Source organism: Fictibacillus sp. FJAT-27399 (genome assembly GCF_001510655.1).
Taxonomy (GTDB): Bacteria; Bacillota; Bacilli; order Bacillales; family Fictibacillaceae; genus Fictibacillus_C; species Fictibacillus_C marinisediminis.
This window is the reverse complement of the sequence record NZ_LMVC01000002.1, coordinates 1,673,387-1,694,423: the sequence shown is the minus strand read 5'-3', so window position 1 is coordinate 1,694,423 and position 21,037 is coordinate 1,673,387. Positions and strand designations below refer to the sequence as shown.

Sequence of the window (21,037 nt, the reverse complement as noted above, 5' to 3'; positions counted from 1 at the left end):
AATGCTGAAAAAATGGATGAAAAAAATATCCTTCCCTATCGTCCCGGCTGTTCTGCTTGTGATTGGATTTTTGCTGGCGGCGGCTGCTATTTTTATTTTTGCTTCCCTCTCTGAGGAAATTGTTGAAAAGGAACCTTTTGAATTTGATCCGGTAATTATTGATGCCGTACGTTCTTATTCCTCACCGGGGCTGGATCGTGTGATGTTATTTTTCACAGAAATAGGGTCCAAACTGGCTCTTGGCATTCTGCTTGCTGTGGGTATGCTGTGGCTGTGGTTCAAACGGCAGAACCTATGGGGGATGGTATTCTTCCTGCTGGCTGTTGGCGGGGGAGGCTTATTGAACTTGCTGCTCAAAAATGCTTTTCAAAGAAAAAGGCCCAATGCAGATCCTTTGGTAGAAGCACTCGGCTTCAGTTTTCCAAGCGGGCATGCAATGGGCAGTATGGTGTATTACGGATTCCTGGGATATTTGGTTGTAAGGAGCAAGAGAAAGCCCTTAAGAAAAACAGGGTGGACCTTATTATTTGCGGTCGCCATAATTGGAATCGGCATCAGCCGCATTTATCTCGGTGTTCATTATCCCTCTGATATTATTGCCGGTTACTCTGCAGGATTGGTATGGCTTCTCTTATGCATAGCAGCCCTGGAGGCTGTTTATTTTTATAAACAGCCAAGGAGATGATACTCAGACTGGAAAATTGCCGACGATGACTGACAAATACTTTTCCAGGTTAACCAGTTCAGCGGGTGTATGGACATTTCGTTCACCATCACAGTCGATCAGTTGATCAGGCGCTGTATTCACCATAAGGCGGCTGGTTTTATAGTATTTGATATCGTCATTGGCGGGATTCTGGTTCAGCATTTTGGATTGAATCGTATCCCAGATTAAACGCAGAGATGGTTCTTTTACGATAAGAATATCGAATTTTCCGTCCTGTATATCGGTATCTGGGAAAAAGGCTTTGATGCCTCCAGTAAAAGGGCCATTTCCAACGATAAGCATGGCGGCTTCCCCTTGATACGTAAAGTCGGGGCTCTTGATATCAAGTTGAAACGGTTCATAATTTTTTAATGTTTGTGCGGCTGAAAGGTAGTAGGAGAGCCGTCCGAATTTATCTTTGATCTGGCTGTCTATATTGGTAGACACTTGTGTAATGAGACCGATTCCCCAAAAGTTAAGAAAATAGTGAGCATTGCAGTGTCCAACGTCCAGCTGCTCGACCTTATGCTCCAAGATCTGCTCAACAGCTTTGAAGGGATTCTGATTCATGCCGATCGCCCTTGAGAAGTCGTTGCATGTACCTCCGGGAAGTATAGCAAACAAAGGCCTTTTTTCCAGAGGGCAAAGCGCGTTTACGAGCTCGTGAATGGTACCGTCTCCTCCCGCTCCAATCACGAGATCGACTTCACCTGCAATCTTCGTCAGATAGTTTCCTCCATCTCCAACATCCTGCGTTTGATGGACGATGACTTCGCTGTATTTTTCTTCTAGTTTTTGTACGACTTCATTTATGTTTTCAACAAGTTGCTTATTTCCGGCATTCGGATTTACGATAATGGCGGCTTTATTCATATCCGCGCCTCCCCATTCTTGTTACTAGAAATTCGAAATGACTTTTTTGTTTATAATACGATTGCCATTGTATATTTCAGTCAGGAAAAAGCCTGCAGAGCAGCAATTCTGCCCGCGGGCTTTTCGGGACGCCAATGTTTAAAAGCAGTTTTACGATTTTGAAACGACATCATATTCTTTTACAAAAGAGGGACCGGAAAATAGAGTCTGGGGCAGTCCTGAGCCGGTGCCTCTGTTCTTGTGGGCTTCGGCATAGGCATTCGACTGCTGCCAGTTCGTAAAATCTCCTTGTGATTTCCAAAGGGTCATCACAATATAAGGGTCGTTTTCTTCTGGTCGCAGTACCCTGATGGCAGCAAAGCCCGATTCCTGTTCAACAAGACCTGCGCGCTGCTTAAAACGTTCTTCAAAGAGCGATTTTCCTTCTTCAGTTACTTGTATGTGGTTTAAGACAGCGAAAGAGCCTTCCTTCAATTGGCCTCTTGCATTTAAAATCTCATAGCCATGGCCCTCTTGGAAGGGATTTTCTCCTTCAAGCTCTGCGATCAGTGCCGCATCGCCGCTGCTTTCCAGCAGAATGGAGTGATCAGAAGAGGCTTCTGGAAGATTTTCTAAATAGTGCTGGGTTCCATACGTGATATATAGCTTCATATAATCCGCTCCTTGTTTTTTATGTTTGAAATGCAGTCATCTTTAATTCATGATTTACCCGCGGAAAGCAAATAATAAACGAAAGCAAAAACGAACAGCAGGCAGCGTAAGCAATTTTTACTAGGGTCTGCAATTAAAAAGACTTTATCCTTGTTTTAGCGGATTCTGTAATAATATAGTAAAATAAGCAATCAGGTATGGGCACGTTGATAGGGAAACTTTGTATTGAAAAGAGGTACAGACGTGTTTAAAAACGGAATGCTTGGCATCGGTTTATTAATAGGAATATTGATAGCAGGTTTCATGGGCTATTTATTCATACTTATGGCTGGCGACTATGTCGTCGATGAGAAAGATCTTGTAATGAGCTCTGCCTCTAAACTTGTTGATATGAAGGGCAGCACAATCACCCGGATTTATTCTGAAAATCGGGAGCTGGTTTCAGCTGATGAAATCCCAGATGAAGTGAAGGATGCTTTTGTTGCGGTTGAGGATACAAGATTTTATGAGCATCACGGGCTGGATTTTCGCTCGATCGCCCGTGCAGTTTACCGTGATATCGCGGCAGGCCATAAAGTTGAGGGAGGCAGCACGATCACTCAGCAGCTTGCTAAGAACGTTTTTTTATCACATGAGAAGTCATTGCTCCGAAAAACGAAGGAAGCAGTAATCGCTATCAATCTTGAAAGAAAATACAGCAAGGACAAGATTTTGGAGATGTATTTAAATCAGATTTATTTTGGGCATGGCGCATACGGGATCCAGGCAGCGTCCAAATTTTATTTTAATAAAGATGTCAGCGATCTGACGGTTGAAGAAGGGGCCATGCTTGCCGGAATGCCCAAAGCCCCAAGCTATTACTCTCCGATCGAACATAAAGAAGCGAGTAAAAAAAGAAGAGACCTCGTATTGGACCTGATGGCAAAGCATCATTTTATTTCAGCCGAACAAGCGGTAAGGGCGAAAGGGAAGACAATTGCTCTTAATATCCACAAGGAAGAGCGGAATCCAGCACTTACTACTTACATTGATATGGTGCTCCATGAGGCTAAACAGAAATATCACCTTTCCAGGGAAGAAATGAGAAAAGGCGGCTACAAAGTTGTCGTGCCGCTGAAAGAAAGTACACAAGAGGCGATGTACCAGACCTTTTTAAAGCCGGATTATTTTGTAGGAACAGGGAAAGAGCGTCCTGAAGGAGCCATGGTGCTCATGGATGCTGATACAGGCGGAATTATTGCTGCGCAGGGAGGAAGAGGCTATCTCACGGAGGGGCTGAACCGGGTATATGTTAACCGGCAGCCGGGTTCATCCTTTAAACCGCTTGCAGTTTATGCGCCTGCATTGGAGTCAAAGGCCTATAAACCATATTCGATGTTAAAAGATGAACAGCTCAGCTACAACGGCTATGAACCGAAAAATTACGATGGACGATACAGGGGAAGGGTGTCCATGGCAGAAGCGATCCGAGATTCCATCAACGCTCCTGCTGTTTGGCTGCTCAACGAATTGGGAGTCGATCAATCAAAAGCAGCGTTGAGCAGTCTGGGGATGGATATTCCAGATAAAAGTCTCGGCATTGCACTCGGAGGTCTGGATCATGGTGTAACCCCTTATCAGATGATGGCAGCCTACCGTTCATTTGCACGTGAAGGGAAAACTGTCAAACCGTACGTCATCGCCAAAATTTATGACCGAAACGGCGAACTGGTAGGAAAGGCAAGCCACAAGGAAAAGAAAGTATTTAAAAAACAAACCGCATGGTACATGACCCGTATGCTTCAGCAAGTAGTGGAAAAAGGTACGGGGAGATACGGCACGGTTAATACAGAGCTGGCGGGCAAAACCGGTACAACAAACTATGAAGGTGTGCCGCATGCCAACAAAGATGCATGGTTTGTAGGATATACCCCGAAAGTAGTAGGAGCAGCATGGATTGGATACGATAAAACGACGAATGAAAGCTATCTCAACACGTCCAGCGAAAAAGCAACAAGGCTCTTTAAAGATGTCATCAATCAGATGCCCTCACAGCGGGGCCTGACCTTTAAAAAGCCTAAAGGGGTAAAAGAGCTGGAGCCTCCGGTCGATCTCGTTAAGATCAAGGACCTGAAGGCTGATTTCGCATTGGGATCCTTCGGTGTTCCGGGAATAAAACTGACATGGACTCCATCGGCTGATAAACGATTGCAGTATAAAATCTACTCAGTCAAAGAAGGAAAGGCAACACATATTGATACCGTAACGGGCAAAGGAAGCTACAACGTATCCGCCAAATATTTGTTCAGCATGCCAAAGTTTTATGTCGTCCCGCTAAATCCGCAGACCGATCAGGAAGGCGAACCGTCCAACACCGTCTCCATGGAGTGGTTCAGATGATATCTTCGAAGTAAACAAGGTGCCAGGCACTCGCAATTGGAGTAAACAAGGTGCCAGGCACTTCACTTCGAAGTTTATGTTTAAAAAGGTAGTGCCAGGCACCCGCATCGGAGCAGTGCCAGGCACCAATCGACGAAGCTTTTGCAAGCACCCGCATCGGAGCAGTGCCAGACACTAATCGACGAAGCTTTTGCAAGCACCAGCTTCGAAGCGGTGTCTGGCACCGCCATTTTGGTGCCTGGCACCTTGTTTGCCTCCGGTGCTGTGATGTTTGTCGGTGGCTGATTGTCAAATTCATGACATTTAAAACCGGAAGCTATACATTTATTGTGAATTCTTTTACAATGTTTAATGGATATGGAGCGAACGGGTTTCTAAACGTTAAATTACAGGAATTCATAGTAGGTCGGGACACAAAGTATAGGAAGAAACGTGGATCGGGCTTTTGCTTCAAAGCAGAAAGGTGTGTTGATTTTGACAGTTAACGATGAGTTTTTAAAAGCCTGCCGAAAAGAGAAAAACAGTTTTGTACCGGTTTGGTATATGCGCCAAGCAGGGCGTTCACAGCCGGAGTATCGAAAACTGAAAGAGAAATATTCGCTTTTTGACATTACTCACCGCCCCGAGCTTTGTGCTCAGGTCACGAAGCTTCCTGTCGACCAGCATGGTGTAGATGCAGCGATCCTTTATAAGGATATTATGTCGCCGGTTCCCGCTTTGGGCATCAACGTTGAGATCAAAGCTGGTGTTGGGCCTGTTATTGACCGTCCTTTACGCACAATGGAAGATGTAGAAAAACTTGGAGCTATCCAGCCGGAGAAGGATGTACCTTATGTGCTCGACACAATAAAACTCCTTCGCCAGCAGCTAGAAGTGCCGCTGATTACATTTGCAGGTGCGCCGTTCACGATAGCAAGCTATATGATCGAAGGCGGGCCATCCAGGGATTATCACCTTACAAAAGCACTGATGTATTCTGATTCTGAAGCATGGTTCCTGCTTATGGACAAGCTTGGAGATATGACGATTGCTTATGCAAAAGCACAAATCGCTGCAGGCGCTCAGGCGTTCCAGATATTTGATTCCTGGGTCGGTGCGCTGAACGCAGAAGATTTTAGAACATATATCAAACCAGTAATGAACCGCATCTTTACAGCGCTTCGCAGTGAAGGGGTCCCCCTCATCCTCTATGGTACTGGAGCCCGGCACCTTCTTCACGAGTGGAACGACCTGCCGATCGATGTTATCGGACTTGACTGGAGAACCTCTCCAAGAGAAGCCAGACAGATGGGGATTACTAAAGCATTGCAAGGTAATTTGGACCCATCCATCTTACTGGCCCCATGGAAGGTCATTGAGGAAAAAGCGAAGCAGATCCTTGACGAAGGAATGGAAGAACCAGGTTTCATTTTTAACGTTGGAAAAGGGATATTCCCACAGGTGCAAGTGGAAACCCTGCAGCGTTTAACCGCGTTTATTCATGACTATTCTTCTAACAGACTGGGGTGACGATGATGGAAAAACGAAAAGTAGGATTGCTTGTCATGGCTTACGGAACTCCAAGAAGCCTTGAAGAAGTTGAGCCATATTATACACATATCAGACGCGGAAAAAAGCCTTCAGAAGAGCAGCTTCAAGATTTAACACGCCGTTATGAAATGATCGGGGGGATCTCTCCTCTCGCTAAAATAACGGAAGAACAGGCACAAAGGCTTGAAGAAATGATGAACAGCCGTTATGAAGATCTTGAGTTTAAGAGTTATTTAGGTTTAAAACACATAGATCCATTTATTGAAGATGCCGTAAAACAAATGAAGGAAGATGGAATAAATGAGGCAGTCTCACTAGTCCTTGCTCCGCATTACTCTACGTTCAGTGTGAAATCATACAACGGAAGGGCAGCTGAGGAAGCGGGAAATCTAGGAGGCATAAACATCACCTCTATTGATCAATGGTATGATAACCCTAAGTTTATAGATTACTGGGTGAAGGAAATCAACAAGATTATGGATCAGATTCCATCTGGCGAGAAAGAAAAAACAGTTGTTATTTTCTCCGCACACAGCCTTCCGGAACGGATTTTGCAGATGGGAGACCCTTATCCGGATCAGCTCAAGGAAACAGCTGATCTCATTGCCTCCAAGGCTGGCATCTCTCATTATACGATCGGCTGGCAAAGCGCAGGAAATACGCCAGAACCATGGATTGGTCCTGATGTACAGGATTTAACAAGAGATCTGTATAAAGAGCACGGGTATATTTCCTATGTTTATTGTCCGGTAGGCTTTGTTGCCGATCATTTGGAAGTTCTGTTCGATAACGACTATGAATGCAAAGTAGTGACAGAAGAGCTTGGCGTAAACTATTATCGTCCGGCCATGCCGAATGCAAAGGATGAATTCATCGATTCACTTGCTGATGTCGTTTCAGAAGCCTTAACTCAAAAAGGAAAGTGATAATCATGCCAGAGCGGAAGCATGTAGTAATTATCGGCGGCGGTATAACAGGATTGACCGCCGCTTTTTACTTGCAGAAGGAAGCGAAAGAAAGAAATCTCCCCATTACTTACACGCTGATTGAAGCGTCTGACCGGCTCGGTGGAAAAATTAAAACCATTCATCGCGATGGTTTTGTCATTGAACGTGGTCCGGATTCTTATTTAGGACGCAAGCAAAGCCTGACGAAACTAATTGAACATGCCGGACTTGAAGAAAAACTGGTTTCCAATGAAACAGGTCAGGCCTATGTAATGTCAGGCGGCAAATTGCACCCTATCCCTGAAGGAGCCGTAATGGGTGTCCCAACAAAAGTGGGGCCGTTCATCAAGACCAAGTTATTTTCCAAAGCCGGCAAAGCAAGGGCTGCAATGGATCTTGTGCTTCCACGCCGTGAAGGAGCGGATCAGGATATTTCTGTCGGCCATTTTTTCCGGAGAAGGCTTGGAGACCAGGTTGTTGAAAACTTGATCGAGCCCTTGCTGTCTGGAATTTACGCAGGAGACATCGACCGGCTGAGCCTGCAGTCGACATTTCCTCAGTTTCAGGATGTGGAAAGAAAGTCCAGAAGCCTTATACTCGGTATGAAACAGAATATACCAAAGGCTTCTGAAAGACCGGGAACTTATGGCAAAAAGAAGAAAGGCCAGTTCTTGACCCTTTCTTCCGGTTTGGAATCTCTTTTAGAAAGACTCGAGGAGCTTCTTGAGCCGGAGAGTATCTGGAAAAACAAAAAGGTTTCAGGCATCGATCGTGAAGAAACAGGACGATACCGGATTGAATTGGAAGATGGAACGAATACGCATGGTGATTCTGTGATTCTGGCTTCTCCTTATTCAGTAGCCAAGCAGCTGCTGCCAGAACAAATCAGGGTCGATGAGTTCCATTCCACACCATCAACATCAGTTGCAACCATAGCGATGGCTTTTCCGGCTTCAGCTCTGAAAAATGATATTAACGGTACAGGTTTCGTTATTTCGCGGAAGGAACCAACAACCATCACCGCGTGTACGTGGACACACCGAAAATGGCCGCATACAACGCCGGAAGGGAAAGTTCTGCTCCGCTGTTACGTGGGCAGGGCGAATAACCAGGAAATTGTTTTTGAGTCTGACGAAGCTATTCTGAAAGCCGTCCTGAATGATCTGGATAAAATCATGGACATTACCTCTGAACCTGATTTTTATTATGTTTCACGCTGGATTCAGTCCATGCCTCAATATGAGGTTAACCACAAACAATTGTGGCAAAAACTACAGGACAATCTTTCAGCACATTATCCGGGTGTATATGCTGCAGGTGCCTCCTATGAAGGTGTAGGGCTTCCCGATTGTGTAGCTTCAGCTGAAAAGGCGGTTACCCATATTATCAAAACCTTGCGATAGGCCACATCGGACCTATCGCGCTTTTTTGTGCTCAAAACATATGAAAGGGATAAATTTGATATACTTGGTTTGCAGGGATTTACTGAAGGGACTTATGTGATGAAATACTTTTTACAGCCGCTGTTTGTGAATATAGCTGTTATCTTTTCTTTAACCTATATCGCCAATACGATTGTACCTTTTCTTATTGAGCGGAAGCTGGCGCTAAAGGCCAAAATGCTTTATGGGGGGATTGCCGGCATCTGTGCTTTGCTTTGTATGGCCTATCCTATTGAAACGCTGAAGGACTCCTTTTTTGACCTTAGAAACGTTCCGATTGTTGTTGCGACTCTCTACGGCGGATTGCTGCCAGGTGCGATATGCACGATCATTGTTTCTATAGCGAGGCTTATCATCGGGGGCCATTTTGCTTTCCTTGGCGTTGTGCTTGCCTTAGTGGCGTTTGTCATTGCAGGGGCATACAAAGGTTTTTTTACTGAGGAAATGAAAAAATGGAGAGCTGGAATAGTTATTGCGGCCGTTTACACGATCATCTATATGATGATTATTCATAGTGAGATGGATTTTCTTCCAAGAGACTTTTATTGGGTTTATTTCATTTGCTTTAATGTGTCTTTCTTTACTTCTATCATCCTTATTGAAAGATTGACGTTCATTAATATGAGGCTTGAAGAAACCGCCTATCTCGATAAACTCTCTGTGGTAGGGCAGATGGCAGCAGCGATCGCTCATGAGGTCAGGAACCCGCTGACTACTGTCCGGGGTCTCATTCAATTTTTGGCAAAGGATACGGAAGATAAAAAGCTGGAAGAGCTTGCTCCTTTAATATTGGATGAATTAGACCGAACCAATAAAATCATTACTGATTACTTAACTTTGGTCAAACCCGGAAAGCCAGATCTAAAGGTCCTTCAACTGGATAAATTGATCCAGGATACGCTCTCACTGATAAGGCCTTACGGATTTCTTCATAATACAGTCATTGCGTACGAGCTAACTGGAGAGAATGATGAAATCGTTGCTGATGAGCATCATGTGAAACAATGTCTGATCAATATTATTAAAAATGCCATTGAGTCAACGGATGGAAAAGAAGGGCTGATTACAGTTTATAAACATTCTTTCTCCAAAGACTCCATTACACTGGCGATTGAAGATAATGGAAAAGGCATGTCTGAAGAAGAACTTCAGCAGATCGGGCTTCCTTTTTATACAACAAAGACTAAGGGCACAGGTTTGGGCACAATGATTATTAGCCGGCTCATCCGTAGTATTGGAGGGAGCGTGCGGTATGAAAGTACACCGGAGGAAGGGACGAAGGTTTTATTGACCTTGCCTGTTAAATCTTCCTAATGATACTTGTGTGATCCGCAATAACGTGGTAAAGTTTGAAATTGACCAGATGGGAAAAATGGTCAGTGAAAGGGAATGAGCCCATGATTGATCGAAAACAAAATATTATTGAAGCTGCAGCAAAGTCTTTTTCGCTGTTTGGATATAAAGCCACCACTATGGATCAGGTAGCTAAAATTGCTAATGTCGGTAAAGGGACAATTTATACTTTTTTTGATAATAAAGAAGAACTGTTCAGGGAAATTGTAACCGATCTTGTAAGGCAGATACGGCATGTCGCAGCAGATGCGATAAAGGAAGACCGAGCATTTCATGAAAATCTTCATTCCGCATTATATGGTGTCCTGGATTTCCGCAAGTCCCATCAGCTTGCAATCAAGATTGCACAGGAAGGAAGAGAACTGAATACTCCTGCCGTAAAAGAGGCAAGCGTCATGCTTGAGACGGCTGTAATCACTTTTATTAAACAAGAGCTTCAGAAAGCCATTGAAAAAGGAGAAATTAGGAAGTGCAACACAGAGATTACTTCTTTTGTGATGCTGAAAATGTACGTTTCGCTCGTATTTGATTGGGAGCAGGAACATGAGCCTCTCAGCAAGGAAGAGATTGCGGACATTATTGAAAATATTTTAATGACGGGACTTAAAAGGTAACAGTTGCAAACCTGTTATATTCGTGGTATTTTTGTGAATGACCAAATTTTAATTTTAGTCATTTTAAGTGATCTTTATTGCAAGATCTCTCTTTTTTTGAAATAAAATGACCGATTGACCAAAATAGTCATATTGTATGAAATGATAGAAATGGGTGAAATTAGCATGATAAGAAAACAATTTCAGGCCGTTCTCCGCAATCCGAAATTACTGATTCCGGTTGCAGCCATTTTGTTTATTCCCATCTTGTACAGTGGAATTTACTTGTGGGCTTTCTGGGATCCATATTCGCATACGGATAAGCTGCCGGTCGCTGTAGTAAACGAGGATAAGGGAGCTAAGCTGGATGGTGAAAAGCTTCAAATCGGTGATGATTTAGTAAAAGATCTGAAGGATAACTCAGACTTCAAGTGGGAATTTGTCAGTTCGGATAAAGCTGAAAAGGGCTTAAAGGATAATCAGTATTATGCGGTCATTGAGGTTCCGGGAAACTTCTCAGAAAAAGCTAAAACAGCGATGGATCCTCATCCTGATAAACTTCAGTTAAATTATAAAACAAATTCTGGCTATAACTATCTTGCCTCCCAAATCGGGAAAAAAGGTGTAGAACAGCTTGAAAACAAGCTCTCTAATGAAATTTCCAAAAAGTATACCGGAATCATTTTTGATAAAATTGGCGAAATGGGCGATGGTTTCAAGAAAGCATCAGATGGTGCGGGAAAACTAGCAGATGGTTCTTCAAAAGCTTCTGGCGGCTCACACGATCTTGTTAAAGGCACTGAAGCCTTTTCAAACAAGACAGAAGACCTTCACAATGGATTGGGCCAGCTGGCGGGAGGATCGTCACAGCTTTCTGAGGGCTTGAAACAATCCGAAGACGGAGCTGGAAAGCTGTACTCAGGCATGAAAGAGAAATCCCCTGAGATCGACCAGCTCAATAACGGCGCAAGCAGCCTTGAAAAGGGCCTGAACAGCCTCTCCGGGGGACTGGATCAGCTTGACCAAAAAGGAAATCAGATTACGTCTGGACAGGAACAGCTGGCCAAAGGCGCCGATGACTTGAAGACGGGAGCAGCGGCTGCTTATGAAGGCTCAGGTGTACTCGATGATAAAGGGAAAGATTTAGAGGATGGCGCCCGCAGCATTAAGGACGGAGCGGCAAAGTTATCCTCCGGGATGACAACGTTAAAAGACGGTGCTGACAAAACAGCAGCAGGAGCAAAAACCGTGAACAAGGGCCTTGCTTCTTTAAAAGAGGATATGGCGAAAAATCCCGATATGCCAAAGGCTGAAATATTGGCCCGGGTCGCAGCTCTTGAAGCTGGAAGCAAGCAAGTCAGCGAAGGTACTCAAAAAGTAGCCGAGGGGGCAGCGCCTTTAAAAGCTGGTGCCGATCAACTTTCTGCTGGAGCTAACAAGTTATCAGCTGGCCAGGCACTGTTTCAAAAAGGTGCAGAAGCCCTTCATGCCGGCCAGGAGAAACTGGTAGACGGCACGGCTCAGCTGGCTTCTGGACAGCAGAAATTGCTTGAAGGAACAAAAACGTTTATGTCCAAAATCGGAGAAGCAAAAGGTGGTGCCGATCAATTAGCCGATGGCTCCGCTAAATTGTCTGCAGGAACAGCAGGGTTGTCCCAAGGCTGGTCAGGTCTTGTCGATAACGTCGGCAAACTCAGCCAAGGCCAGTCTAAACTGGCAAAAGGAAGCATTGATCTTACGAATGGCCTGCAGAGTGCAAAAGACGGTTCAGGGAAGCTGAGCGATGGAGCACGCCAGCTGAATGATGGGGCTGGTAAACTGGCTTCCGGTGTCGATTCTATTAAATCCGGCAATGAAAAACTGGCTGGAGAATTGAACAAAGCGGCAGAAAAGGCTCACAAAGCGAAAGCTACGGATGATGAAGTCAAAATGATTTCCAATCCGGTAAAAACCTTGAACGCCAGCACCGTAAAAGATATGACCTATGGAACCGGGCTTGCTCCATACTTCTTGTCCCTGGGACTGTTTGTAGGTGCCCTCATGCTGACCATTGTGTTCCCGCTCGTTGAACCAGCGATGAAACCCAAAAATGCATTCAGCTGGTTCTTCAGCAAATATGCTTTTATGGCAGTGACAGGCATTGTTCAAGCTCTAATCGCGGATCTGATCTTGCTGCAAGGTCTTGATCTCGAAGTACAGAGCACAGGCAGATTTGTTTTGTTCAGTATCATCATCAGCTTAACGTTCATGGCCATTATTCAGTTCCTTGTTACAACCATGGGTAACCCTGGACGATTTATCGTTATCCTGATGCTGATCTTCCAATTAACATCAAGCGGAGGAACATTCCCGACAGAAATGATTCCTTCCTCACTTCAGACGGTTCACTTTTTTATGCCGATGTCCTATTCTATCGCCGGGCTGCGTGCTGTCATAACGACGGGGGATTACAGTCTTATGTGGCAGAATGCGATCATACTCGGGTACTTTATGGTTCCAATTCTGGCAGCTTCCCTTCTCTTCTTCAGAATCAAAATGAAGAAGTTCAGAAACGAAGAACCTGCTGCGAACACTATCTAATAATATGGCAGTCCTATCTATTAATGAGGGGACTGCTTTTTTGCTATGGCTCTTTTCTAAAAGATTGTTGCTTTGGGGGCATTTAAGTATAGAAACTTCATTGATCAGTTGATTGGAGTGCAAGGTGCGAGACTCCTGCGGGAGTAGCGGGACAGGTGAGACCCGCAGACGCCTGCGCCGAGGAGGCTCACCGCACGCCCCGCGGAAAGCGAGCAGCCTGAAACGGAAATCAACCACTCCCAAGAGCAGTAAAGGTTACGAAAACAGCCTTTTCTTTAAAACGTTGTTTAGCTCCAGCACTTGCCGGTCCTTAACAGACTACTAGAGTTTTTCTTAAATTTGCTTGCTAAATTGGTTTCTTGCTTGATCAAATAGGGAAACATAGGAATGATGATAAAAATATGCCGTGACAGAAAAGGAAAGAGAAAGTAGGAGATAGACCTTGATCACATTTAAAAACGTGGCAAAGAAGTACCCTGATGGCTTTGAAGCCCTTAAAAACATTGATTTTCATATTAAGAAAGGAGAATTGATTGCATTAATCGGGCCGAGCGGCTGCGGAAAGACGACAACAATGAAGATGATTAACCGCCTGATTGAACCGACAGGAGGAACCATTCTAATTGACGGTGAAGATATTTCTGAAAAAGATCCAGTTAAGCTTCGCCGAAATATAGGATACGTGATTCAGCAGATCGGCTTATTGCCCCATATGACAATCGGTGAAAACATCTCCCTCGTACCAAGGCTGAAAGGCTGGAAGAAAGACAAGTATGATCATAAAATTGATGAATTGCTGAACTTGGTCGGACTTGACCCAGAAACGTTCAAAGACAGATACCCTTCCGAGCTAAGCGGCGGACAGCAGCAGAGAATAGGCGTCATCCGGGCTCTTGCCGCAGAACCACCTGTTATTTTAATGGATGAACCGTTCAGTGCGCTGGATCCGATCAGCAGGGAGCAGCTTCAGGACGAACTGATCAAGCTTCAGGATACTATCCAGAAAACGATTGTATTTGTAACCCATGACATGGATGAAGCGTTAAAAATAGCTGATCGTATCGCCATTATGCGCGAGGGCAGAATTGTCCAGTTTGATACCCCGGAAAGAATCCTGCGTCATCCAGCCGATGATTTTGTCAAAGGCTTTATTGGTGAACAAAGGCTTGAAGACTTAAGCAACGATAAGCCGGCAGCAGCTGATCTCATGATTGATAAAGTTGTGACTGCGAGGGCTTCAAGAGGACTGGCGGAAGCTTTGAAGATGATGAAACGCTATAAAGTAGACAGCTTAATGGTGACCAATCCGGAAGACCAGCTTCTTGGGATTGCAACTATTGGTGCGGTGGAACGGTTTTATAACGAGGAAGACAAAACGATTGGTGATATTATGGACAAGGACTTTCATGCCGTAGAGCTGGAGTCACCCTATACGGATGTCGCTGAGGTGTTTGCCAAGAAAAGGGCTTCATTTATTCCGGTCTTGAACAATGGAAAATTGGCAGGCTTGATTACTCAATCCACGATGATGCGTGGCCTTGCAGGAATGAAGACCTCCGCAAGACAGGAAGGAGGGTCTTTAGATGAACAATAAAAACTTTTTCTCAACACTTGTGGATACGTTTAAAACGAGGTGGCCGGACATTCTGGAAGGGCTGCAGCAGCATTTATTTCTTTCTCTTGTGTCGATCCTTATCGCAGCTGCGATTGCCATACCACTAGGCATTTATATTTCAAGAAGAGCTAGAATTGCGGAGCCTGTAATCGGTGTAACAGCTATCTTTCAGACGATTCCAAGCTTAGCATTATTCGGATTTTTGCTTCCGCTCTTTGGCATCGGAAGCACAACTGCCATTATTGCATTGACTGTGTATGCACTGCTTCCCATTTTAAGAAATACATATACTGGCATTACAGGAGTGGATCAGTCTGCGGTTGAAGCGGGCCGGGGAATGGGGATGACGAAGAATCAAATTTTAAGAATGATCGAACTCCCGCTTGCCCTTCCTATTATTATGGCAGGCTTGCGCACCGCCACAGTGTTAACGATCGGGGTAGCCACATTGGCGGCCTTTATTGGTGCTGGCGGACTCGGTGACCTGATCTACAGGGGGCTTTCAACAACCAGGAATGAGCTCGTGCTTGCTGGTGCTATACCAGCTGCTCTGCTCGCGCTTGTTATCGATTATATTCTGAAGCGGATTGAAATCGCGTCTAATCCGGTCGGCAAAAGGAAGTTTTCGTGGAAGAAGGCGTCTATTATTCTCATACCCGTCGCTGCGCTGCTTCTGTTTTTCGCCATAAGGAGCGGTACATCAGACGATACGATTAAGATTTCAGGGAAGAAATGGACAGAGCAGTATATCCTTCCTTATGTTATCGCGGAATATGTAGAAGCAAAAACAGACTATAAAGTAGACGTAGGAGAAGGGCTCGGAGAAACCCCGATATTGACCCAGGCCATCAAAAAGGGTGATATCGACATGTACGTAGAGTATACAGGGACTGGACTGCTTACCATCCTTAAGGAAAAGTATTCTCCCAATCTTACTCCCGATCAAATCTATGACCGTGTGAAAGAAGGATACAAAAAGAAATATAAACTGGACTGGCTTGAGCCCCTTGGTTTTCAGAATACGTATGCTCTTGCTCTACAGCCTCAAAAGTATAAAGAACTTGGAGTGAAAACAACCTCTGAGCTTGCAGGCAAATCATCACAAGTCACGTTCGGCGCTCCAACCGAATTTTATGAACGTGAGGATGGCTATCCCGGTTTCCAAAAGGTGTATAACTTTAACTTTAAAGATAAAAAAAGCCTTGATCCCAATTTGATGTATGGAGCGGTAAAGGCTGGAAAAGTAGATACCATAGCTGCCTTTACAACTGATGGAAGGATTGCGCGCTATAATCTCAAGCTGTTAAAAGATGATAAGAAATTCTTCCCGCCTTATTATGCGGCACCGGTTGTCAGACAAGAAACACTTAAAAAATTTCCGAAGCTGAAGGATACTGTTAATCAGCTGGCAGGAAAAATAAGTGAAAAGGATATGGCAGAAATGAACGCGAAAGTGGACATCGATAAGGAAGAACCAGGGGATGTGGCAAGGGATTTCCTTAAGAAAAAAGGGTTAGTTAAATAAACATCCAATAAAAAAAGCCTGGCGAAGCCAGGCTTTTTTTATTGGACTATAGAACCTTGCTTAAAAAGGATTTTGTCCTCTCATGCTGCGGGTTTCCGAATATTTCAGACGGAATGTTCTCTTCAACGATATAGCCGCCATCCATGAAGATGACACGGTCACCGACCTCACGGGCAAAGCCCATTTCGTGGGTAACAACGACCATCGTCATTCCTTCCTTCGCAAGCTGTTTCATCACTTCGAGCACTTCACCAACCATTTCGGGATCCAGTGCTGAAGTGGGTTCGTCAAAGAGCATGATCTTAGGATCCATAGCCAGTGCGCGGGCGATGGCTACACGCTGTTTTTGTCCTCCGGATAACTGTCCCGGGTAACTGTCTGCTTTGTCATTCAAGCCAACTTTGGATAGAAGAGCGAGAGCTTTTTCTTTAGCTTTCGCTGGTTCCATTCCCCGTACTTTTATAGGCCCAAGCGTCACGTTTTCCAGAACGGATTTATGTGGAAAGAGGTTGAACTGCTGAAACACCATACCAACATCCTGGCGTACAAGGTTAATGTTTACCTTCGGATCAACAAGATTATAGCCATTCACCACTACTTCTCCGCCAGTGATATCCTCTAGCTTATTTAAACAGCGGAGAAACGTGCTTTTCCCTGAACCGGACGGACCGATCACGCAGACTACTTCCTGTTCCTTGATTTCAGAGTTTATATCTTTTAACACTTCTAAATCCCCAAAGGATTTTTTTAAGTTTCGTACTTTGATCATTGAGAGTTCGTTCCCCCTTTTTTTATATCCTATTAGATCTCTTTATCGTTTTCCTGATGTTAACTAGATTATACCTTCTGAAAGGGGAGAATGCGATGAATAAAACTTTTAATGTAAACTATTATAAAAATTTTTAGAAAACTTATTGACCTTCTAGGAAGTTTCACCTATACTCAATTTATGAAAACGATTTCATGATTTCGATTTCATAGTGAGAAATGAAGGAGAAACGCAATGGCGACTATTCAAGATGTAGCAAAGCTGGCCGGATTATCGAGAACAACAGTCTCCAGAGTAATCAATCAGCATCCATATGTTACGGATGAAAAGAAAAGACTCGTTATGAATGCGATGGAAGAGTTAAATTATGTACCTAATTCTTCTGCACGCCGGCTAAGAAAGCAGCAGACTGAAACCATTGCCGTTTATGTCCCAAGGATCACAAATCCCTTCTTCAGCCAAATGGTTGAGGTCATGGGAAACTATGCGTCCGATAAAGGATACCAGCTTATTCTCTGCCAGACGAGCTACAGCCGCAATCAGGAGATCAATTATCTTGAATTGCTGAAAACGAAGCAAGTAGACGGGTTGATCCTCACGTCCATCGAGAATGAATGGAGTGACATTGAACCGTATATGAACTTTGGGCCGATCATGCTATGCAATGAATACAATGATGAAGCTATTGTACCAACCGTTTATTTAAATCAAGTTGAAGGCGGTTACATAGGGACGCGGCATCTCATCGAGCAGGGCCATACGAAAATTGGATATTGCTCGGGGGACAACACCGCATCGCGCGTAGCTTCTGACCGGTACAAAGGCTATAAGAAAGCATTGGCTGAGGCAGGGCTTCCTCTCAACGATGAGTGGTTCCTGACAAGTGCATACAGCATAGAGGATGGAAAGCGAATTTTTCAAACCATCGCAAGCATGCAGAACCCTCCTACGGCAGTGTTTACCGGCAGTGATGAAGTAGCAGCAGGAATCTGGAAGGAAGCGGTCAATCATCAATGGCGAGTACCGGATGATTTAGCGATCATAGGTTTCGATGACCAGCCAATTGCAGATTTGATCGGTTTGACGACGATCGAGCAGCCGATAGAGGAAATTGCAAAGCGGGCAATGGAACAAATGATTCAAACGATAGAAAAGAAACTGCCAAGCAAGAAAAAGGAAATACAGCTTGATTTTAAACTGGTTAAACGGCGGTCTACCTGATTCCATTAATGGAATCAGCAGTCCGCGTACTATATTAAAGGGGGATAACCTTGATGAACATCAAAAAGATCTCAAAGGTCATTACAACATCGCTCGCTCTTTCACTCGTTTTGTCCGCGTGCAGTGACAACAAAGCGAGCACAGACGAAAAGTCAAAGGATTCTGGAAGCAAAGGGAAAAAGGTCGAGTTGATTTATGCCCGCGGTAAAGATGACACACATGCTACGCAAAAGATGGTAGCAGCGTTCGAGAAGAAGTACCCGAACATCGATGTTAAATTTCGTGAGATGCCTGCTGACACAGGAAAGCAGCATAACGCTTACGTAACAGCGTTCAACGCCAAATCTGATGAGATCGATGTCTTTGATATGGATGTTGTGTGGCCGGCAGAGTTTGCGCAGGCTGGCTACGTTATGCCGCTTGACCGTTTCATTCAAAAAGACGGTGTAAAGCTGGATGAGTATAACGAAGGTGCATTAAGCGCTTCTAAATTTAAAGGAAAACAATGGGCTCTTCCTAAGTTCATTGATGCCGGTATGCTTTTCTACCGTACAGACCTTGTAAAATCACCGCCGAAGACGTGGGATGATCTTTTGAAGCAGGCAAAAGCAGATAAAGGAAAAGGCGGCACGAAGTTCGGATACTTGATGCAGGCAAAGCAATATGAAGGACTTGTATGTAACGCGGTTGAATTTATCGCTTCTTACGGCGGAGAGATCATCAATGACAAAGGAGAAGTTGTCGTAGATTCTCCACAAGCTGTAAAAGGGATCAAAAAACTTGTAGAAGTTGCTACTTCTGATGTTGTACCTAAAAACGTAACGACATTCGCAGAGCCTGAGTCCCATACAGCGTTCATTAACGGACAATCTGCGTTCATCCGCAACTGGCCGTATCAATATGCTCTTGCTAATGATAAGTCACAATCTAAAATTGTAGGCAAAATTGGCGTAGCACCGCTTCCTGCTGGTGACAAAGGACCTGCTGCTGCACTTGGCGGATGGCAAGCGGGTATCAACAAGAATACTGATGTACCGAAAGAAGCTTGGTTATTCCTTAAATTTATGGCGGGTGAAGAAGGACAGAAGCTTGATGCGATCAATGGCGGACATGCTCCAACGCTCAACAAATTGTTCGACGATCCAGATGTTCAAAAAGCAAATCCTTACTTTAAAGAAGAAGGATTCGTAAACGCTCTTAAATCAGCGGTTTCCCGTCCGGTAGCACCGAACTACACTGAGATCTCAGATATCATCCAAATCCAGATTTCCAAAGCGATCGCTAAAGAAATCACACCGGAACAAGCAGCGAAAAACATGCAAAAAGAAATCTCTGCAAAGCTTGAAAAGTAATAGACTCGACAAGTAAATGCATAAGCCTTCATGTATATGGAGGCTTATGCAAAATTATTAGTGGTATCGATTCCAGAATGAAATGGATGGACTGTTGCTTCGCCAGTCCATCGATGGCATTCGTTATGTAAGGAGTGGACAAACGTGGAAGTAAAGCTAAATCCAGAGAAACAGCCAAAGCAGGTAAAGCCTTCTTCAGGAAAAAAACGAAAAGCGTCTGAAAGCAGATTGGGCTATACGCTTGTTGCCCCATCTTTGATTTTAATTCTTCTTATCGCAGTATGGCCCGTACTTCAATCGTTTTATTACAGCCTGTTTGACCTCAGGTTAAATAACCCGACAAAATCCGAAGTAAACTTGAGTTACCATATTGACCTTGAAAAGTATTTAAACAGTTACCCTTTTCTGATCAGTACACTCGAAGACGAGGCAGGGAAAGCAGAGGGGTCAACGGCTGATACGCTAAATGGATTGATTAAAGAGCTAAAAGATGTTGATACAGGCATACAAAGTGATGCTGCCGTTAAGAAAAAATATGAGCAAGTCGATGACAAGCTGACGAACATGGAGCCGGTAAGTGAGGATCTAAGCTCGGTAAAGGTTGATAAAGCTGATGCTATGAAGCTCGATAAGACGCTTCATAAAGTTTCCACACAAGTAAAGGACCTTAAGGGGCTTAAGAATGAAGACGATGCTCTCGGATTGTCTTCTTCCCTGAACGAAGCGGTAATCAAGCCTAACTTTATCGGATTTGACCATTACAAGAGCAATCTGACGGATAAGCGGATGTGGATGGCGATTTGGAATACAAGCGCGTTTACCATCATTTCCGTTTTTATAGAACTGGTACTTGGACTTGCGATTGCTGTATTGATCAATAAAGCTTTCTTTGGAAGAGGTCTGGTCAGGGCGACGATCCTCATTCCATGGGCAATTCCAACCGCCGTTTCTGCGAAAATGTGGCAGTTCTTATATGATGGCCAGAATGGGATTGTCGCTAAGATTTTTGAAAAAATCGGACTCGTTGATAATGCGACGGATCTCCTGACAAGCAATATCGGAGCCATGTTCTCTATTATTTTTACGGATGTCTGGAAAACGACTCCATATATGGCGTTATTGCTCTTAGCCGGCCTGCAGACAATCTCATCTTCACTCTACGAGGCCGCGTCCATTGATGGAGCGACCAAATGGAAGCAGTTCACGACCATTACACTGCCTTTGTTGAAATCCAGTATTCTGGTAGCCCTGCTGTTCAGAACACTCGATGCTTTCCGGGTATTTGACCTTGTTTATGTACTGACAGGCGGAGGTCCTGCCAACTCAACGGAAACGATATCGATCCTGGCGTACAAAAGAATGTTCGAACAGACCAATTTCGGGGACGGTTCAGCACTGTCGGTTATCGTCTTTGTCTGTGTTGCCGTCATTTCCATGATTTTCATCAAGTTTCTTGGCCGTGAGCTGTTAAACGACAAGTAGGGCAGTTACTGTAAAAAGG

At 44.4% G+C, this 21,037-nt stretch carries 18 protein-coding genes; 13 read left to right on the top strand and 5 right to left on the bottom strand.

Annotation, left to right across the window (positions count from 1 at the left end; genetic code table 11):
* Position 1: 1 nt before the first annotated feature.
* On the top strand, positions 2–685 hold the full coding sequence (locus tag AR335_RS13585; protein WP_062236635.1) for a phosphatase PAP2 family protein: 684 nt from the start codon (positions 2–4) through the stop codon (positions 683–685).
* 3 nt (positions 686–688) lie between these two features.
* Here AR335_RS13585 and AR335_RS13580 read toward each other — a convergent pair whose 3' ends face one another.
* A complete protein-coding gene (locus AR335_RS13580; RefSeq protein WP_062236632.1) occupies positions 689–1,579 on the bottom strand; it encodes a diacylglycerol/lipid kinase family protein in 891 nt (296 codons plus the stop codon).
* 150 nt (positions 1,580–1,729) lie between these two features.
* Complete coding sequence (locus AR335_RS13575; RefSeq protein WP_062236629.1) at positions 1,730–2,230, bottom strand: antibiotic biosynthesis monooxygenase family protein; 501 nt, start codon at positions 2,228–2,230, stop codon at positions 1,730–1,732.
* Between the two features lie 258 nt (positions 2,231–2,488).
* Between AR335_RS13575 and AR335_RS13570 the strand changes: the two genes are divergently transcribed.
* Positions 2,489–4,609 (top strand): transglycosylase domain-containing protein, encoded by a 2,121-nt coding sequence (locus tag AR335_RS13570; protein WP_062237108.1) that lies wholly within the window; start codon positions 2,489–2,491, stop codon positions 4,607–4,609.
* Here the strand turns inward: AR335_RS13570 and AR335_RS24100 are convergent.
* A complete protein-coding gene (locus tag AR335_RS24100; protein WP_156418971.1) occupies positions 4,602–4,907 on the bottom strand; it encodes a hypothetical protein in 306 nt (101 codons plus the stop codon). The genes AR335_RS13570 and AR335_RS24100 overlap by 8 nt on opposite strands.
* A gap of 176 nt (positions 4,908–5,083) precedes the next feature.
* Between AR335_RS24100 and hemE the strand changes: the two genes are divergently transcribed.
* The 6 genes from hemE to AR335_RS13540 all read left to right on the top strand — a co-directional run bounded on the left by hemE (position 5,084) and on the right by AR335_RS13540 (position 13,054).
* On the top strand, positions 5,084–6,118 hold the full coding sequence (gene hemE / locus AR335_RS13565; RefSeq protein ID WP_062237106.1) for a uroporphyrinogen decarboxylase: 1,035 nt from the start codon (positions 5,084–5,086) through the stop codon (positions 6,116–6,118).
* Between the two features lie 5 nt (positions 6,119–6,123).
* Positions 6,124–7,065 carry a ferrochelatase gene (gene hemH, locus AR335_RS13560; protein ID WP_062236626.1) on the top strand — a complete coding sequence of 314 codons (942 nt, stop codon included), beginning with the start codon at positions 6,124–6,126 and terminating at the stop codon, positions 7,063–7,065.
* A gap of 5 nt (positions 7,066–7,070) precedes the next feature.
* Positions 7,071–8,489, top strand: coding sequence for a protoporphyrinogen oxidase (hemY, locus tag AR335_RS13555; protein WP_062236624.1), 1,419 nt, complete (start codon positions 7,071–7,073; stop codon positions 8,487–8,489).
* Positions 8,490–8,588: 99 nt separating this feature from the next.
* Positions 8,589–9,842, top strand: a complete 1,254-nt coding sequence (locus AR335_RS13550; protein ID WP_062236622.1) for an ATP-binding protein — start codon at positions 8,589–8,591, stop codon at positions 9,840–9,842.
* 83 nt (positions 9,843–9,925) lie between these two features.
* The gene (locus tag AR335_RS13545) at positions 9,926–10,495 is read left to right on the top strand and encodes a TetR/AcrR family transcriptional regulator (protein ID WP_062236620.1); all 570 of its coding nucleotides are present in this window, start codon (positions 9,926–9,928) and stop codon (positions 10,493–10,495) included.
* A 165-nt stretch (positions 10,496–10,660) separates the two neighbouring features.
* Complete coding sequence (locus AR335_RS13540) at positions 10,661–13,054, top strand: YhgE/Pip domain-containing protein (RefSeq protein WP_062236618.1); 2,394 nt, start codon at positions 10,661–10,663, stop codon at positions 13,052–13,054.
* A gap of 104 nt (positions 13,055–13,158) precedes the next feature.
* Here AR335_RS13540 and AR335_RS25215 read toward each other — a convergent pair whose 3' ends face one another.
* Positions 13,159–13,287, bottom strand: a complete 129-nt coding sequence (locus AR335_RS25215) for a hypothetical protein (protein ID WP_255357578.1) — start codon at positions 13,285–13,287, stop codon at positions 13,159–13,161.
* Positions 13,288–13,496: 209 nt separating this feature from the next.
* Here AR335_RS25215 and AR335_RS13535 point away from each other — a divergent pair, with 209 nt between their 5' ends.
* Positions 13,497–14,648 carry an ABC transporter ATP-binding protein gene (locus tag AR335_RS13535; RefSeq protein ID WP_062236615.1) on the top strand — a complete coding sequence of 384 codons (1,152 nt, stop codon included), beginning with the start codon at positions 13,497–13,499 and terminating at the stop codon, positions 14,646–14,648.
* A complete protein-coding gene (locus tag AR335_RS13530; RefSeq protein ID WP_062236613.1) occupies positions 14,638–16,194 on the top strand; it encodes a glycine betaine ABC transporter substrate-binding protein in 1,557 nt (518 codons plus the stop codon). The genes AR335_RS13535 and AR335_RS13530 overlap by 11 nt, the downstream gene beginning before the upstream one ends.
* Positions 16,195–16,240: 46 nt before the next feature.
* Here AR335_RS13530 and AR335_RS13525 read toward each other — a convergent pair whose 3' ends face one another.
* Positions 16,241–16,963: an amino acid ABC transporter ATP-binding protein gene (locus tag AR335_RS13525; RefSeq protein WP_062236609.1), complete on the bottom strand. Its 723-nt coding sequence runs from the start codon at positions 16,961–16,963 to the stop codon at positions 16,241–16,243.
* A gap of 234 nt (positions 16,964–17,197) precedes the next feature.
* Between AR335_RS13525 and AR335_RS13520 the strand changes: the two genes are divergently transcribed.
* From AR335_RS13520 to AR335_RS13510, 3 genes are all read left to right on the top strand, one after another.
* On the top strand, positions 17,198–18,184 hold the full coding sequence (locus tag AR335_RS13520; RefSeq protein WP_062236606.1) for a LacI family DNA-binding transcriptional regulator: 987 nt from the start codon (positions 17,198–17,200) through the stop codon (positions 18,182–18,184).
* A 53-nt stretch (positions 18,185–18,237) separates the two neighbouring features.
* Positions 18,238–19,536: an ABC transporter substrate-binding protein gene (locus tag AR335_RS13515; RefSeq protein ID WP_053355527.1), complete on the top strand. Its 1,299-nt coding sequence runs from the start codon at positions 18,238–18,240 to the stop codon at positions 19,534–19,536.
* A gap of 144 nt (positions 19,537–19,680) precedes the next feature.
* The gene (locus tag AR335_RS13510) at positions 19,681–21,018 is read left to right on the top strand and encodes a carbohydrate ABC transporter permease (protein WP_369795820.1); all 1,338 of its coding nucleotides are present in this window, start codon (positions 19,681–19,683) and stop codon (positions 21,016–21,018) included.
* Positions 21,019–21,037 lie beyond the last annotated feature (19 nt).

What these genes read in the sequence shown, in the direction of transcription:
- AR335_RS13585 (WP_062236635.1), top strand. Translation starts at nt 2, where the DNA reads ATGCTGAAAAAATGGATGAAAAAAATATCCTTCCCTATCGTCCCGGCT.
- AR335_RS13580 (WP_062236632.1), bottom strand. Translation starts at nt 1,579, where the DNA reads ATGAATAAAGCCGCCATTATCGTAAATCCGAATGCCGGAAATAAGCAA.
- AR335_RS13575 (WP_062236629.1), bottom strand. Translation starts at nt 2,230, where the DNA reads ATGAAGCTATATATCACGTATGGAACCCAGCACTATTTAGAAAATCTT.
- AR335_RS13570 (WP_062237108.1), top strand. Translation starts at nt 2,489, where the DNA reads ATGCTTGGCATCGGTTTATTAATAGGAATATTGATAGCAGGTTTCATG.
- AR335_RS24100 (WP_156418971.1), bottom strand. Translation starts at nt 4,907, where the DNA reads ATGAATTTGACAATCAGCCACCGACAAACATCACAGCACCGGAGGCAA.
- hemH (WP_062236626.1), top strand. Translation starts at nt 6,124, where the DNA reads ATGGAAAAACGAAAAGTAGGATTGCTTGTCATGGCTTACGGAACTCCA.
- hemY (WP_062236624.1), top strand. Translation starts at nt 7,071, where the DNA reads ATGCCAGAGCGGAAGCATGTAGTAATTATCGGCGGCGGTATAACAGGA.
- AR335_RS13550 (WP_062236622.1), top strand. Translation starts at nt 8,589, where the DNA reads ATGAAATACTTTTTACAGCCGCTGTTTGTGAATATAGCTGTTATCTTT.
- AR335_RS13545 (WP_062236620.1), top strand. Translation starts at nt 9,926, where the DNA reads ATGATTGATCGAAAACAAAATATTATTGAAGCTGCAGCAAAGTCTTTT.
- AR335_RS13540 (WP_062236618.1), top strand. Translation starts at nt 10,661, where the DNA reads ATGATAAGAAAACAATTTCAGGCCGTTCTCCGCAATCCGAAATTACTG.
- AR335_RS13530 (WP_062236613.1), top strand. Translation starts at nt 14,638, where the DNA reads ATGAACAATAAAAACTTTTTCTCAACACTTGTGGATACGTTTAAAACG.
- AR335_RS13525 (WP_062236609.1), bottom strand. Translation starts at nt 16,963, where the DNA reads ATGATCAAAGTACGAAACTTAAAAAAATCCTTTGGGGATTTAGAAGTG.
- AR335_RS13520 (WP_062236606.1), top strand. Translation starts at nt 17,198, where the DNA reads ATGGCGACTATTCAAGATGTAGCAAAGCTGGCCGGATTATCGAGAACA.
- AR335_RS13515 (WP_053355527.1), top strand. Translation starts at nt 18,238, where the DNA reads ATGAACATCAAAAAGATCTCAAAGGTCATTACAACATCGCTCGCTCTT.